This is a genomic window from gamma proteobacterium symbiont of Scutellera amethystina, assembly GCF_059730845.1.
In genome coordinates, this window is the sequence record NZ_AP035935.1 from 3,620,476 (window position 1) to 3,633,615 (window position 13,140).

The following is a 13,140-nucleotide window of genomic DNA, read 5'->3' on the forward strand; positions in this document are numbered from 1 at the left end:
AATGGCTATTCCAAAACTGACGTCTTATGCGCTACCCGCCGCCACTGAGCTGCCGGCGAATAAAGTACAATGGGCGCTAGAGCCGCAGCGCACGGCGCTGCTGATTCACGATATGCAGGCCTATTTCCTCAATTTCTGGGGCGAAGACAGCCCGCTGGTGAATCAGGTGGTGGAGAACATTGCCCGCCTGCGCGCTTACTGCAAAGCGCAGGGCATTCCGGTGTTCTATACCGCCCAGCCCAACCAGCAAAGCGATGAGGATCGCGCGCTGCTGAATGATATGTGGGGACCGGGGCTGAACAAACATCCGGATCAGCAGAAGATCGTCGACGCGCTGGCGCCGGATCAGGACGATCAGGTGCTGACTAAATGGCGTTACAGCGCGTTCGTGCGCTCGCCGCTGGAGTCTATCCTGCAGGAGATGGGCCGCGATCAGCTGATCATTACTGGCGTGTATGCTCACATCGGCTGCCTGACCACCGCCACCGACGCCTTCATGCGTAACATCCAGCCGTTCATGGTGGCCGATGCGCTGGCCGACTTCTCGCGCGACGAGCATATGATGGCGCTGACCTACACCGCAGGCCGCAGTGGCAAAGTGGTGATGACCGCCGACCTGATGCCGCTGCCACAGAGCAAGGACGTGCTGCGCGCGCTGATTCTGCCGCTGCTGGAAGATGATGACGTGCCGGAAGATGATGAAAACCTGATCGATTATGGGCTGGATTCGGTGCGCGTGATGGCGCTGGCGGCGCGCTGGCGTCAGGTGCACAGCGATATCGACTTCATCAGCCTGGCGAAAAACCCCAGCATTGATGGCTGGTGGGCGCTGCTGTCACGGGTGCCAGCCCAATGAGCGCCTGTTTTGATTTCAGCGGAAAAATTGTCTGGGTAACCGGTGCCGGCAAAGGCATCGGCTACCACACCGCGCTGGCGTTCCATCAGGCCGGTGCGGAGGTGACCGGTTTTGATTTGCACTTTGGCCAGGATGACTATCCGTTTACCACCTGCCAGCTGGACGTCGCCGATAGTGCTGCGGTGCGCGATTGCTGTCAGTCACTGCTGGCCAGCCAGCCGCGGCTGGATATCCTGGTGAACGGCGCGGGCATTCTGCGCATCGGCAGCACCGATGCGCTGTCGTTTGCTGACTGGCAGGCGTGTCTCGCCGTCAACGCCGGCGGCGCGTTTAACCTGTTCCAGCAGACGCTTCCGGTCTTCCGCCAGCAGCGCGCTGGCGCGATTGTCACCATCGCCTCTAACGCCGCGCACGCCCCGCGCCTCGGCATGTCAGCCTATGGCGCGTCCAAAGCAGCACTGCGCAGCCTGTGCCAGACGGTTGGGCTGGAGATGGCACCGTATGGCGTGCGCTGTAATATTGTCTCACCGGGATCAACCGATACCGATATGCAGCGCAGCCTGTGGCATACGCCGGAAGCCGAGCAGGAGATGATCAACGGTTTCCCGGATCAGTACAAACTGGGGATCCCGCTGCGTAAGATCGCCCAGCCGCAGGAGATCGTGAACAATATCCTGTTCCTGGCCTCGGATCTTGCCAGCCACGTGGTGCTGCAGGATATTGTGGTAGACGGTGGCGCAACGCTGGGAGCCTGAGGCATGGCAATCTGGAAACGTACGGTGGATCTCGCCACGCTGAATCAGCTGGGCGATAACTCGCTGGTGGCGCATCTGGGCATCGTGTTTACCGCGATCGGTGACGATTATCTGGAGGCCACCATGCCGGTAGACAGCCGCACGCAGCAGCCGTTTGGCCTGCTGCACGGCGGCGCGTCGGTGGTGCTGGCGGAGTCGATGGGCTCCATTGCCGGTTACCTGAGCGTGGAAGAAGGTAAAAGCGTGGTGGGCATTGAGGTGAGCGCCAGCCATCATCGGGCGGTGAGCAGCGGCGAGGTGCGCGGTGTTTGTCGTCCGCTGCATCTTGGCGCGCGCAATCAGAGCTGGCAGATTGAGATACGCAATGGTCGCGATCAGCTGTGTTGCAGTTCGCGGCTGACGGTGGCGGTGCTGGGGTAGGTTTGGCTCCGCTGCGGCCTGATGCCCTCTCTCACGGGGAGAGGGAATGATGGTGCGGCCTGGTGCTCTCTCCCGCGGGGAGAGGGATGATGGTGCGGGCTGTTGCCCTCTCCCACGGGGAGAGGGAATGATTGTGCGGCCTGATGCTCTCTCCTACGGGGAGAGGGAATGATTGTGCGGGCTGGTGCTCTCTCCCGCGGGGAGAGGGATGATGGTGCGGGCTGGTACTCTGTGCTAAACAGCTATAAAAAAAGCGGCCATCTGGCCGCTTTTTTCGCTGACATCAACGCTGATAAATGATCTCGACGCCTTCGTCGTCGTCTTCATCCCAGTCGTCATCCCAGTCTTCGTCTTCTTCCACTTCCTGAGCATTTTCCAGCGCTTCACGGTGGTAATCATCCCACATGAAGGCCACTTTCTCTGGCTGCTTCGCTTCTTCTTCCGCTTCTTTTGGATTTGCGATGATAAAGCTCATCACATCCCAGCACAGCTCATTGACACCGTCACGGCTGGCGGCGGAGATCAGATAGTATTTCTCATCCCAGCCCAGCGCTTCGGCAATCGCTTTAGCGCGGCTTTCCGCCTCTTCACGGCTCAGCAGGTCGGTTTTATTGAACACCAGCCAGCGCGGTTTCTGGTACAGCTTGTCGCTGTATTTCTCCAGCTCGCCGAGAATGATGCGGGCGTTCTCTACCGGATCGGATTCGTCGATTGGCGCGATGTCGATAAGGTGCAGCAGCACACGGCAGCGCTCCAGATGCTTGAGGAAGCGAATTCCGAGGCCTGCGCCTTCCGCTGCGCCTTCAATCAGGCCGGGAATGTCGGCGACCACGAAGCTCTTTTCGCTGTCCATACGCACCACGCCGAGGCTTGGCACTAAGGTAGTGAACGGATAATCCGCCACTTTTGGCTTCGCCGCTGATACTGCGCGGATAAAGGTCGATTTACCGGCGTTTGGCAGACCCAGCATACCCACGTCTGCCAGCAACATCAGTTCCAGCTGCAGGTCGCGCTTCTCGCCCGGCGTGCCCATGGTTTTCTGACGCGGCGTACGGTTCACGGACGATTTGAAGCGGGTGTTGCCCAGACCGTGCCAGCCACCCTTCGCCACCATCAGCTTCTGCTCATGGCGCGTCATGTCGCCCAGCGTTTCGCCCGTGCCCTGATCGATCACGCGCGTACCCACCGGCACTTTAACAATGATGTCTTTACCGCGTTTACCGGTACAGTCACGGCTCTGGCCATTCTGGCCACGTTCGGCGCGGAAAGATTTTTCGAAACGATAATCGATCAGGGTGTTGAGGTTTTCATCCGCCAGCAGGTAAACATCGCCGCCGTCACCGCCGTCCCCTCCGTCCGGTCCCCCTTTCGGAATGTACTTCTCGCGGCGGAAGCTGACGCAACCGTTGCCACCATCACCCGCGACCACCAGGATCGTCGCTTCATCAACAAACTTCATTTTTTATCTCCGTCACACTGTCGTTTGCGCCACGCTGCGGGCGACAAACGGGTCCGCCAGGGTCTTCTGCGCTGACCGGCGGCGGATAAAACAGGATTGGCAAAGCCATGTGTACATAAAGTGTACAGCAAACTGAGGCGCAAGGTCAGCGTGATTGCCGTAACCTGCGGCAGAATGTAAAAAGCCCCGCAAAGCTGCGGGGCCTTCCATTCGTGTGTTCAGACGTTAATCGTCTGCGGCACAACAACCTTACTCAGCAACGATGCTGATGTATTTACGGTTGTTAGGACCTTTAACTTCGAATTTAACTTTGCCGTCTGCGGTAGCAAACAGAGTGTGGTCACGACCACAACCTACGTTGTTACCGGCGTGGAATTTGGTACCACGCTGACGAACGATGATGCTACCTGCCAGAACAGATTCACCACCGAAACGCTTAACACCCAGACGTTTTGCATTGGAGTCGCGACCGTTACGAGTCGAGCCACCAGCCTTTTTATGTGCCATTTGTCAGATCTCCTCTTACGCGCTGATCACAGTGATTTTCACATCAGTGAACCACTGACGGTGACCAGCTTGCTTACGGTAGTGTTTACGACGACGAAACTTAACGATTTTAATTTTCTCGCCACGACCGTGAGCAACAACTTCTGCCTTGATCACACCGCCTGAAACCAGTGGCGCGCCGATTTTCACGTCTTCGCCATTTGCAATCATCAGAACCTGGTCGAACTCGATGGTTTCACCGGTTGCGATGTCCAGCTTTTCCAGGCGAACGGTCTGACCTTCGCTTACTCGGTGTTGTTTACCACCACTTTGGAAAACCGCGTACATATAAAACTCCGCTTCTGCGCATGCCTTTCTGTTCATCAGGCGGCGCGATAAATATTCACAATAGGGCGCGAATTCTACGCAAAACTCCAGCAGAAGACAAGTGCACTTTGCACTCTCTTGCAGAAAAAAAGCGCAGGACGAATGCAAACGTTTCTCAACCCGATTTTTCAAGTACAATCAGTAACAGATTACCTGAACTCACGCTGGGTAAAAGCGCTTACCATGCAGAAAACGAGTCAAAGCTGAACAGACGAATGAACTTAGAACAGATTAACGAATTAACCGCGCAGGACATGGCGGCCGTCAACCAGACCATCCTCGACCAGCTGAATTCAGATGTCTCACTGATTAACCAGTTGGGCTATTACATCATCAGCGGGGGAGGCAAACGCATCCGTCCGATGATCGCGGTGCTGTCAGCACGCGCGCTGAATTATCAGGGATCGCTGCATGTGACCAATGCGGCGCTGATCGAATTTATCCACACGGCGACGCTGCTGCACGATGATGTGGTGGATGAATCCGATATGCGCCGTGGCAAAGCCACCGCTAACGCCGCGTTCGGCAATGCGGCGAGCGTGCTGGTCGGGGATTTTATCTATACCCGCGCCTTCCAGATGATGACCAGCATGGGATCGCTGAAGATCCTCGCACTGATGTCCGAAGCGGTGAACGTGATCGCCGAAGGGGAAGTGCTGCAGCTGATGAACTGCAACGATCCGGATATCACCGAAGAGAGCTACATGCGGGTGATCTACAGCAAAACCGCCCGCCTGTTTGAAGCCGCTTCGCAGGCTTCGGCGATTCTCGCGGAGGCCACGCCAGCGCAGGAGAAAGCGCTGCAGGATTATGGCCGCTATCTCGGTACGGCGTTTCAGCTGATCGACGATCTGCTGGACTACAGCGCCGACGGCGAGACGCTGGGCAAAAATACCGGTGACGATCTGAGCGAAGGTAAGCCGACGCTGCCGCTGCTGCACGCCATGCACAACGGCACGCCAGAGCAGGCGCAGATGATCCGCAAGGCGATCGAGGAAGGTAATGGCCGTCATCTGCTGGAGCCGGTGCTGGCGGCAATGCAACAAACCGGTTCGCTGGAATGGACGCGCAAACGCGCCGAAGAAGAGGCGGATAAAGCCATCGCCGCGCTACAGGCACTGCCAGAAACGCCGTGGCGCAGCGCGCTGGAAGCGCTGGCGCATATGTCGGTGCAGCGCGATTTCTGACCTGCTACGGGGCCGTCCGGCCCCGTTTTTATTTCTCCCCCCTGCTCTGCCGGTCTGATTACATTCCCTTGCAGCATTTTTGCGAAAAACTGCGCAGTTTCGTGCACAGGCAAAACAATTACTGGAAACATATGGAAATTATTTGCTATAAAAATCCGGATTTTTCCAGTTATCTCTGCGCAGGAGAGCCACAGCGCTGCAGAGATGGAGCACTAACACGGACACGGAGAAGAGAGTTATGCATGCAAGGAGAGAAGACTGGCATCCGGCAGATATCATTGCGGCCCTGCGCAAGCGCGGTACGTCACTGGCCGCCCTGTCACGTCAATCTGGCCTCAGTTCATCGACGCTGGCCAACGCGCTGTCACGCCCCTGGCCTAAAGGTGAATGGCTGATCGCCACGGCGCTGAAGGTCCATCCTTCCGAGATCTGGCCCAGCCGCTATTTTGATCCGGTCACACAGCGTCTGCTGGATCGTAAAAAGCGCATTCGATCGCCCCAGGATCTGAAAAAGATCGTCTCACGCGGGTAAAGCAAAAAAAACCAGCCACGCTGTCGTGACTGGTTTTCATGCCTGGCAATCAGGACAAAGGATTACTCGCCGCTGACGCGCTCGATGTTGGCGCCTAACGCTTTCAGCTTGTCTTCAATGTGCTCGTAGCCACGATCGATGTGGTAGATACGATCCACCAGCGTCGCACCTTCTGCAATGCACCCTGCCAGTACCAGACTGGCTGACGCACGCAGATCGGTCGCCATCACCTGCGCGCCGGACAAGGTTTCGACACCGTGACAGATAGCGGTGTTGCTTTCGATTTCGGCGTGCGCACCCATACGAATCAGCTCCGGGATGTGCATGAAGCGGTTTTCGAAGATGGTCTCGGTAATGACGCCGGTGCCTTCAGCCACCAGGTTGAGCAGCGTAAACTGCGCCTGCATGTCGGTCGGGAAACCCGGGTGCGGTGCGGTACGGATGTTAACCGCTTTCGGACGCTTGCCGTGCATATCCAGGCTCACCCAGTCTTCGCCGACTTCAATCTCCGCACCCGCGTCACGCAGCTTCGCCAGCACGGCGTCCAGCGTGTCTGGCTGCGCATTGCGGCACACCACTTTGCCGCGCGAGATGGCGCCGGCCACGAGGAAGGTGCCGGTTTCGATACGGTCCGGCAGCACACGATAGACGCCGCCGCCGAGGCGCTCAACGCCCTCGATGGTGATCTTGTCGGTGCCGGCGCCGCTGATTTTCGCGCCCAGCGTGTTAAGGAAGTTCGCCGTGTCGACAATCTCCGGTTCACGCGCCGCGTTTTCAATGATAGTGGTGCCTGTCGCCAGCGTTGCGGCGCTCATGATGGTCACGGTCGCGCCCACGCTGACCTTATCCATCACAATGTGCGCGCCCTTCAGGCGGCCATCCACAGAGGCTTTAACATAGCCCTCTTCCAGTTTGATCTCGGCACCCAGCTGCTCCAGGCCGGTAATGTGCAGATCGACCGGACGCGCACCAATCGCACAGCCGCCCGGCAGAGAAACCTGGCCCTGGCCAAAACGCGCCACCAGCGGCCCCAGCGCCCAGATGGAGGCGCGCATGGTTTTCACCAGATCGTACGGCGCACTGAAGACATTAACTTCGCGCGCATCAACGTGGACCGAACCATTGCGTTCCACGCGCGCACCGAGCAGGCTCAGCAGCTTCATGGTGGTATCGATGTCACGCAGCTTCGGCACGTTCTGAATCTCTACCGGCTCTTCAGCCAGCAGCGCAGCAAACAGAATCGGCAGCGCAGCATTCTTCGCCCCGGAAATGGTCACTTCACCGCTTAAACGGGTGGGGCCTTGCACACGAAATTTGTCCATTAACACGGCTCTCAATTATCTATCAACAAAACAGCCAGAGTGGCGCTTAGAAACCGTTGAGTTTACGGTCGCGCGCCCACTCGGCTGGGGTATAAGTCTTGATGGACACCGCATGAATACGGTTATCCGCAATGTATTCCATCAGCGGCGCGTACACAGCCTGCTGTTTCTTTACGCGGCTCAGCTCGCCAAACATTTCGCCCACGGCAATGACCTGGAAATGGCTGCCATCGTTGCTGAGAACATGTACTTCTTCTAACGGCAGCGCCTGCATTAGCACGGCCTGAACTTCACTATTTTCCATCGCTCATTGCTTCACTTGATAATAATAAGGCGGATATCTTAGAGGAAAGCGCCTGACTCTTAAATACGCAAAAGCCCCTGAAAAAATCAGGGGCTTTGTCAGCAGCGCCGTTAATCAGGCGATTTGTTCCGCAGAAACAATAATCTGCTGCAGGTTATACAGCTTGATTAACGAGTCGAGCTTATCGGTGATACCACTGAAAAGCGGCGTCGTGCCCTGCGCCCGCGCGATTTCGCGCAGATGCACCAGCAGCGCCAGCCCGGCAGAATCAACCCGATCCAGCGCCGCCACGTCAATCGTGGTGATACCGGCCATGGCGCTGTCACGCGCCTGCCACAGCGCCAGCAGCGTATCGCGATCCAGTTTGCCGCTCAGGGCCAGCGTGCTGGCAGTGCGCTGCCAGCGTAACGGTTCGCTCATTATTGCTGCTTGTCCAGGGTGATAGGCTGCGCGGCATAGGTTTTCAGCTGCGCAGTCAGGCCGTCGATGCCTTTGGTGCGCAGCAGATCGCTCCACTCATTCTGTTTGGTGGTGATCATGCTGATGCCTTCGGCAATCATGTCATAAGCCTGCCAGTTGCCGGTCTGGCTGTTCTTGCGCCACTGGAAATCAAGGCGCACCGGCGGACGACCGTTGGGATCGATGATGGTGACGCGAATCGCCACGATATTGGCATCGCCAATCGGCTGCTCAGGCTGAATCTGGTAAGTCTGGCCGTGGTACAACGCCAGCGCCTGACCATAAGCCTGCGCCAGATAATCCCCGAACGCGGCAAAGTAGGCGTCGCGCTGCGCCGGCGTGGCTTCGCGGTAGTAACGGCCCAGTACCAGCGCCCCCGCGTATTTAATCTGCACGTACGGCAGCAGCTCCTGGCGCACGATTTCGCGCAGGTAATTCGGATCCTGCTTAATCTTCGGCTGTTCGTTCTTCAGGCGGGTAAAGGTCTTCTCCGCCGCTTCGTTCATCATCTTGTACGGATTGCTCTGGTTGGCGTCCGCTGCGTTTGCCGCCAGCGGCGCGATGGCCAGCAGGGCCACCATCAGGAAACGTTTTAACATCGTGTTGTACCTCTCTGGGTTATTCCGTTGTAGCAGGTGCTGCCGGGGCGCTCGCGCTGGCGGCGCCCGACGATTTCTCATTGTCCTTGTTGTCGCCGCTCTTGTAGAGGAACTGGCCGATCAGGTCTTCCAGCACCAGCGCCGATTTGGTATCCCGCAGCGTGCCGCCATCTTTCAGCATCGCCGAGCCAAGCTCCGGATCGTCAAAACCTAAGTTGAGCGCGAGGAACTGCTCACCCAGCAGACCCTGGGTGCGAATCGCCAGCGAGCTGGTGTCAGGAATTTTATTGGCATACTGCTCGCTGATGTCCATGGTGACGCGCGGCGACAGCGTTTTGTCATCCAGTGAAATGTCGGTGACGCGGCCAATCACCACGCCGCCAATTTTCACCGGCGAGCTGACTTTCAGGCCGCCGATATTATCGAAGGTGGCGTACAGCTTCCACGTTGGCTCGGTGCCCAGCGATTTAAGATCGGCGACGCGCAGGCTGAGGAACAGTAGCGCCAGCAGCGCCGCCAGCATAAACACGCCAACCCAGATTTCGTTTTTTTTGCTTTGCATTGCATTAATTCCCAAACATCAGTGCCGTCAGCACAAAATCCAGTCCAAGCACCGCCAGCGAAGCATGGACTACGGTACGCGTCGTCGCGCGACTGATCCCTTCCGAAGTCGGAATGGCGTCATACCCATTGAACAGCGCGATCCAGGTCACCGTAATGGCAAACACCGCGCTCTTGATCAGGCAGTTGATCACATCGGTACGAAAATCCACCGCGTTCTGCATCGCCGACCAGAAAAAGCCCGGGTCGATGCCTTTCCAGGCCACCCCGACCAGCGCGCCACCGGCAATGCCCACCGCAGTAAAGATCAGCGCCAGCAGCGGCATACTGATAAAGCCGGCCCAGAAGCGCGGCGACACTACGCGGCGCAGCGGATCGACCGCCATCATCTCCATGCTGGAGAGCTGCTCGGTGGCTTTCATCAGGCCAATTTCCGCAGTGAGCGCCGAACCGGCGCGCCCGGCAAACAGCAGCGCGGTGACCACCGGCCCCAGTTCGCGCAGCAGCGACAGCGCCACCAGCATACCCAGGCTGGTTTCCGCGCTGTAAGTGGTGAGTACCAGATAGCCCTGCAGCCCCAGCACCATGCCAATGAACAGGCCGGAGACCACAATGATCAGCAATGACAGCACGCCCACGCTGTACAGCTGCTTCACCAGCAGCGGCGCATGCTTACGAAACGCCGGTTTACCCACCAGCGCATGGAAGAGCATTAAGCCCGCCCGGCCAAAGGCCGCACAGGTGTTAATTCCCTGACGCCCAAATGACGCCAGTGCCTGTAACCACATCAGTTTAGCTTCTCCCTGTGCGGGTCAGATCGCTGAGGTAATCCCCGGCAGCGAAGCGGAACGGCACCGGACCATCCGCATGACCCTCAATAAACTGGCGCACGCGCGGATCGGGATTCTCCCTCAGCTGCGGCGCACTACCCTGAGCAATAATCTTTTGCCCGGCAACAATATAGGCATGGTCGGCAATGCTCAAGACCTCCGGCACGTCGTGTGAAACCACAATGCAGGTGACGCCCAGCGAATGGTTGAGCTCATCGATCAGCTTGACCAGCACGCCCATGGTAATGGGATCCTGGCCGACAAAGGGTTCGTCGAACATGATCAGCTCCGGCTCCAGCGCAATTGCACGCGCCAGCGCCGCCCGGCGCGCCATGCCGCCGGAGAGTTCGGCCGGCATCAGCTGTGCTGCGCCGCGCAGTCCGACGGCTTCCAGCTTCATCATCACCGTGCTGTGCAGTAATTCCGCTGGCAGCCGGGTGTGTTCGCGCAGCGGCCAGGCAACGTTTTCATAGACGTTAAGGTCGGTGAACAGCGCACCGGACTGGAACAGCATGCTCATTTTTTTACGCACGTCATACAGCTTACGGCGCGACAGCGTCGGAATGTTCTGGTCACGAAACCAGATCTCACCTTTGTCCGGCTGCAGCTGCCCGCCAATCAGGCGCAGCAGGGTGGTTTTACCGATGCCGGAAGGGCCCATAATCGCCGTGACTTTGCCCGCCGGAACGGTCAGCGAAATGTCGTCGAAGATGGTGCGATTGCCGCGCGTAAAACTGACGCCACGAACCTCAACCAGATTCGTTTGCTGCTGGATCATCATTACCTCTTTAAACGGATCGGGCGTAATTAACGTGGTGGATGGTAGCCTGGTAAACCACAATGCACGATAGTTTTACAGAAACTTACCCGTCCGGTGTGGCGAAAACGGCCTTAAAATTTACTTTTGCCTCTCAGACAGTCAAAATCAGCGCCTGATTCCGCACGCGCACTGCTTTTACCTGTCGGACAAGGTTTGCCGGCACCGTTATCCATCAAGGATTTTTCATGTTCGTAGCCACTGCCCTGCTGTTTATCGGATTGATTTTACTGGCTTACGGAGCTGACCGCCTGGTGTTCAGCGCCGCGATCCTGTGTCGATCCCTTGGCATTCCCCCGTTGATCATTGGCATGACGGTGGTGAGCATTGGCACTTCACTGCCGGAACTGATCGTCTCGTTCTCTGCCGCGCAGCACGGCCAGATGGATTTAGCCGTGGGTACCGCGCTGGGCTCGAACATCACCAATATTCTGCTGATTCTGGGTGGCGCTGCGCTGCTGCACCCTTTAACCGTACACTCCAATCTGATTCGCCGCGAACTCCCTCTGCTGCTGCTGGTCTCACTGCTCAGCGGCATCATGCTGTTTGATAACCAGCTCAGCCGGCTGGATGGCGTGGCACTGCTGCTGCTGGCGCTGGGTTATCTGCTGGTGGCGATCCGCATCGCCCGGCGGGCCGAGCGCGATAATAATGACACCCTGACGCGTGAACAACTGGCGGAGCTACCGCGCGACGAAAGCGGCAACACGGTGGCGTTTCTCTGGCTGGCGGTGGCGCTGATTATTCTGCCGATGTCGACGCGCATGGTGATCGACAACGCCACGGTGTTTGCGGATTACTTCGGCGTTAGCGAACTGGTGATGGGACTGACGCTGATTGCTGTCGGGACCAGCCTGCCGGAACTGGCCACGGTGCTGGCCGGCGCGCTGAAAGGCGAAGACGATATCGCCATCGGCAACCTGATTGGCGCCAATATCTTCAATCTGGCAATTGTACTGGGCCTGCCGGCGCTGGTGCATCCCGGCGCGATCGATGCACACGCCTTTGCACGGGATTACTGGATTATGCTGGGCGTCAGCGTGCTGTTCGCCCTGCTGTGCCTGCTGCGCAAGCGCCGCATCGGCCGCATAGCGGGCACGCTGCTGTTAGGTGGATTTATCGTGTGGGTGCTGTGGCTGTGGCTCAGCCCCACGCTTATCGCAAGCTATTAAGGATGACTGACCATGTCACATCAGCAACCGGATTTCGACTTCCAGCAGGCAGGTAAAGCGGTACTGCGCATTGAACGCGAAGGGCTGGAACAGCTCGACCAGTATATTAACGCCGACTTCAGCCGCGCCTGCGAAATGATCTTTGCCTGCCGTGGCAAAGTGGTGGTGATGGGCATGGGCAAATCCGGCCATATCGGCAAGAAGATGGCCGCCACCTTCGCCAGCACCGGCACGCCGGCGTTCTTCGTCCACCCGGGTGAAGCCAGCCACGGCGATCTCGGCATGGTCAGCACCAACGATGTGGTGATCGCCATCTCGAACAGCGGCGAGTCCGGCGAAATCCTCGCGCTGATCCCGGTGCTCAAACGGCAGAAAGTGCAGCTGATTTGCCTGACCAGCCGTCCGGAGAGCGCCATGGGCCGGGCTGCCGATGTGCATTTATGCGTGAAAGTACCGCAGGAAGCCTGTCCGCTCGGGCTGGCACCGACCTCCAGCACCACCGCCACGCTGGTGATGGGCGATGCGCTGGCGGTGGCGCTGCTGGAAGCGCGCGGCTTCACGCAGGAAGATTTCGCGCTGTCGCACCCGGGCGGCGCGCTGGGGCGCAAACTGCTGCTGCACGTCAGCGACATTATGCACAGCGGCGATGAAATTCCCCACGTCACCCGTGACGCCTCACTGCGCGACGCGCTGCTGGAAATCACGCGCAAAAACCTCGGCCTGACGGTGATTGTCGACGACCTGATGAAAATCGAAGGGATTTTCACGGACGGTGACCTGCGCCGCATCTTCGATATGGGCATCGATTTCCAGTCGGCCCGCATCCAGGATGTGATGACGCGCGGCGGGATTCGCGTGCGCCCTAACCTGCTGGCGGTGGACGCGCTTAATCTGATGCAAAACAAAAACATCACTGCGCTGCTGGTGGCCGATGACGATCGCCTGCTCGGTGTGGTACATATGCATGACATGCTGCGCGCTGGCGTGGTCTGAA

17 protein-coding genes are annotated in these 13,140 nt (G+C 58.2%); 7 read left to right on the plus strand and 10 right to left on the minus strand.

The genetic code is table 11. The annotated features are described in order from the left end of the window. The first annotated feature begins 1 nt into the window (after window position 1). The 3 genes from AC6I79_RS17105 to AC6I79_RS17115 are packed head-to-tail and all read left to right on the plus strand — an operon-like array spanning window position 2 to window position 2,031. Entirely contained in the window at window positions 2-856 is an 855-nt protein-coding gene (locus AC6I79_RS17105; RefSeq protein ID WP_498027453.1) for an isochorismatase family protein, read from the plus strand. Beyond that, window positions 853-1,611, plus strand: coding sequence for a 2,3-dihydro-2,3-dihydroxybenzoate dehydrogenase (dhbA, locus tag AC6I79_RS17110; protein WP_498027454.1), 759 nt, complete (start codon window positions 853-855; stop codon window positions 1,609-1,611). Before AC6I79_RS17105 ends, dhbA begins: the two co-directional genes overlap by 4 nt. Window positions 1,612-1,614: 3 nt before the next feature. After that, window positions 1,615-2,031: a hotdog fold thioesterase gene (locus AC6I79_RS17115; RefSeq protein WP_021507726.1), complete on the plus strand. Its 417-nt coding sequence runs from the start codon at window positions 1,615-1,617 to the stop codon at window positions 2,029-2,031. A gap of 283 nt (window positions 2,032-2,314) precedes the next feature. Here the strand turns inward: AC6I79_RS17115 and cgtA are convergent, their stop codons facing one another. From cgtA to rplU, 3 genes are all read right to left on the minus strand, one after another. Continuing rightward, window positions 2,315-3,490, minus strand: coding sequence for an Obg family GTPase CgtA (cgtA, locus tag AC6I79_RS17120; RefSeq protein ID WP_058759590.1), 1,176 nt, complete (start codon window positions 3,488-3,490; stop codon window positions 2,315-2,317). A gap of 249 nt (window positions 3,491-3,739) precedes the next feature. Further along, a complete protein-coding gene (rpmA, locus tag AC6I79_RS17125) occupies window positions 3,740-3,997 on the minus strand; it encodes a 50S ribosomal protein L27 (protein ID WP_006121751.1) in 258 nt (85 codons plus the stop codon). Window positions 3,998-4,012: 15 nt separating this feature from the next. Continuing rightward, window positions 4,013-4,324 (minus strand): 50S ribosomal protein L21, encoded by a 312-nt coding sequence (rplU, locus tag AC6I79_RS17130; protein ID WP_021507728.1) that lies wholly within the window; start codon window positions 4,322-4,324, stop codon window positions 4,013-4,015. Between the two features lie 254 nt (window positions 4,325-4,578). Here rplU and ispB point away from each other — a divergent pair, with 254 nt between their 5' ends. Together ispB and AC6I79_RS17140 are read left to right on the plus strand one after the other, a co-directional pair. Further along, window positions 4,579-5,550 carry an octaprenyl diphosphate synthase gene (ispB, locus tag AC6I79_RS17135; RefSeq protein WP_021507729.1) on the plus strand — a complete coding sequence of 324 codons (972 nt, stop codon included), beginning with the start codon at window positions 4,579-4,581 and terminating at the stop codon, window positions 5,548-5,550. A 238-nt stretch (window positions 5,551-5,788) separates the two neighbouring features. Continuing rightward, window positions 5,789-6,082 carry a helix-turn-helix domain-containing protein gene (locus AC6I79_RS17140; protein WP_021507730.1) on the plus strand — a complete coding sequence of 98 codons (294 nt, stop codon included), beginning with the start codon at window positions 5,789-5,791 and terminating at the stop codon, window positions 6,080-6,082. Window positions 6,083-6,144: 62 nt separating this feature from the next. Here the strand turns inward: AC6I79_RS17140 and murA are convergent, their stop codons facing one another. The 7 genes from murA to mlaF all read right to left on the minus strand — a co-directional run bounded on the left by murA (window position 6,145) and on the right by mlaF (window position 10,935). Further along, on the minus strand, window positions 6,145-7,404 hold the full coding sequence (gene murA, locus AC6I79_RS17145; protein ID WP_021507731.1) for a UDP-N-acetylglucosamine 1-carboxyvinyltransferase: 1,260 nt from the start codon (window positions 7,402-7,404) through the stop codon (window positions 6,145-6,147). Window positions 7,405-7,450: 46 nt separating this feature from the next. Continuing rightward, the gene (gene ibaG / locus AC6I79_RS17150; protein ID WP_007886637.1) at window positions 7,451-7,708 is read right to left on the minus strand and encodes a BolA family iron metabolism protein IbaG; all 258 of its coding nucleotides are present in this window, start codon (window positions 7,706-7,708) and stop codon (window positions 7,451-7,453) included. A 114-nt stretch (window positions 7,709-7,822) separates the two neighbouring features. Beyond that, complete coding sequence (mlaB, locus tag AC6I79_RS17155; RefSeq protein WP_021507732.1) at window positions 7,823-8,128, minus strand: lipid asymmetry maintenance protein MlaB; 306 nt, start codon at window positions 8,126-8,128, stop codon at window positions 7,823-7,825. Then, window positions 8,128-8,766: a phospholipid-binding protein MlaC gene (mlaC, locus tag AC6I79_RS17160; protein WP_021507733.1), complete on the minus strand. Its 639-nt coding sequence runs from the start codon at window positions 8,764-8,766 to the stop codon at window positions 8,128-8,130. The genes mlaB and mlaC overlap by 1 nt, the downstream gene beginning before the upstream one ends. A 19-nt stretch (window positions 8,767-8,785) precedes the next feature. Continuing rightward, window positions 8,786-9,328 carry an outer membrane lipid asymmetry maintenance protein MlaD gene (gene mlaD, locus AC6I79_RS17165; protein ID WP_021507734.1) on the minus strand — a complete coding sequence of 181 codons (543 nt, stop codon included), beginning with the start codon at window positions 9,326-9,328 and terminating at the stop codon, window positions 8,786-8,788. Window positions 9,329-9,332: 4 nt separating this feature from the next. Beyond that, complete coding sequence (mlaE, locus tag AC6I79_RS17170) at window positions 9,333-10,115, minus strand: lipid asymmetry maintenance ABC transporter permease subunit MlaE (protein WP_021507735.1); 783 nt, start codon at window positions 10,113-10,115, stop codon at window positions 9,333-9,335. A gap of 4 nt (window positions 10,116-10,119) precedes the next feature. Further along, window positions 10,120-10,935: a phospholipid ABC transporter ATP-binding protein MlaF gene (mlaF, locus tag AC6I79_RS17175; RefSeq protein WP_021507736.1), complete on the minus strand. Its 816-nt coding sequence runs from the start codon at window positions 10,933-10,935 to the stop codon at window positions 10,120-10,122. Between the two features lie 227 nt (window positions 10,936-11,162). Between mlaF and AC6I79_RS17180 the strand changes: the two genes are divergently transcribed. Further along, window positions 11,163-12,146 carry a calcium/sodium antiporter gene (locus AC6I79_RS17180; RefSeq protein ID WP_021507737.1) on the plus strand — a complete coding sequence of 328 codons (984 nt, stop codon included), beginning with the start codon at window positions 11,163-11,165 and terminating at the stop codon, window positions 12,144-12,146. A 12-nt stretch (window positions 12,147-12,158) separates the two neighbouring features. Beyond that, the gene (gene kdsD / locus AC6I79_RS17185; RefSeq protein ID WP_021507738.1) at window positions 12,159-13,139 is read left to right on the plus strand and encodes an arabinose-5-phosphate isomerase KdsD; all 981 of its coding nucleotides are present in this window, start codon (window positions 12,159-12,161) and stop codon (window positions 13,137-13,139) included. Window position 13,140: the final 1 nt, after the last annotated feature.

Coding starts and splice junctions, on each gene's coding strand:
- AC6I79_RS17180 (WP_021507737.1), top strand. CDS start 11,163: ATGTTCGTAGCCACTGCCCTGCTGTTTATCGGATTGATTTTACTGGCT.
- murA (WP_021507731.1), bottom strand. CDS start 7,404: ATGGACAAATTTCGTGTGCAAGGCCCCACCCGTTTAAGCGGTGAAGTG.
- mlaC (WP_021507733.1), bottom strand. CDS start 8,766: ATGTTAAAACGTTTCCTGATGGTGGCCCTGCTGGCCATCGCGCCGCTG.
- mlaD (WP_021507734.1), bottom strand. CDS start 9,328: ATGCAAAGCAAAAAAAACGAAATCTGGGTTGGCGTGTTTATGCTGGCG.
- cgtA (WP_058759590.1), bottom strand. CDS start 3,490: ATGAAGTTTGTTGATGAAGCGACGATCCTGGTGGTCGCGGGTGATGGT.
- mlaE (WP_021507735.1), bottom strand. CDS start 10,115: ATGTGGTTACAGGCACTGGCGTCATTTGGGCGTCAGGGAATTAACACC.
- mlaF (WP_021507736.1), bottom strand. CDS start 10,935: ATGATCCAGCAGCAAACGAATCTGGTTGAGGTTCGTGGCGTCAGTTTT.
- dhbA (WP_498027454.1), top strand. CDS start 853: ATGAGCGCCTGTTTTGATTTCAGCGGAAAAATTGTCTGGGTAACCGGT.
- mlaB (WP_021507732.1), bottom strand. CDS start 8,128: ATGAGCGAACCGTTACGCTGGCAGCGCACTGCCAGCACGCTGGCCCTG.
- rplU (WP_021507728.1), bottom strand. CDS start 4,324: ATGTACGCGGTTTTCCAAAGTGGTGGTAAACAACACCGAGTAAGCGAA.
- rpmA (WP_006121751.1), bottom strand. CDS start 3,997: ATGGCACATAAAAAGGCTGGTGGCTCGACTCGTAACGGTCGCGACTCC.
- ibaG (WP_007886637.1), bottom strand. CDS start 7,708: ATGGAAAATAGTGAAGTTCAGGCCGTGCTAATGCAGGCGCTGCCGTTA.
- ispB (WP_021507729.1), top strand. CDS start 4,579: ATGAACTTAGAACAGATTAACGAATTAACCGCGCAGGACATGGCGGCC.
- AC6I79_RS17105 (WP_498027453.1), top strand. CDS start 2: ATGGCTATTCCAAAACTGACGTCTTATGCGCTACCCGCCGCCACTGAG.
- kdsD (WP_021507738.1), top strand. CDS start 12,159: ATGTCACATCAGCAACCGGATTTCGACTTCCAGCAGGCAGGTAAAGCG.
- AC6I79_RS17115 (WP_021507726.1), top strand. CDS start 1,615: ATGGCAATCTGGAAACGTACGGTGGATCTCGCCACGCTGAATCAGCTG.
- AC6I79_RS17140 (WP_021507730.1), top strand. CDS start 5,789: ATGCATGCAAGGAGAGAAGACTGGCATCCGGCAGATATCATTGCGGCC.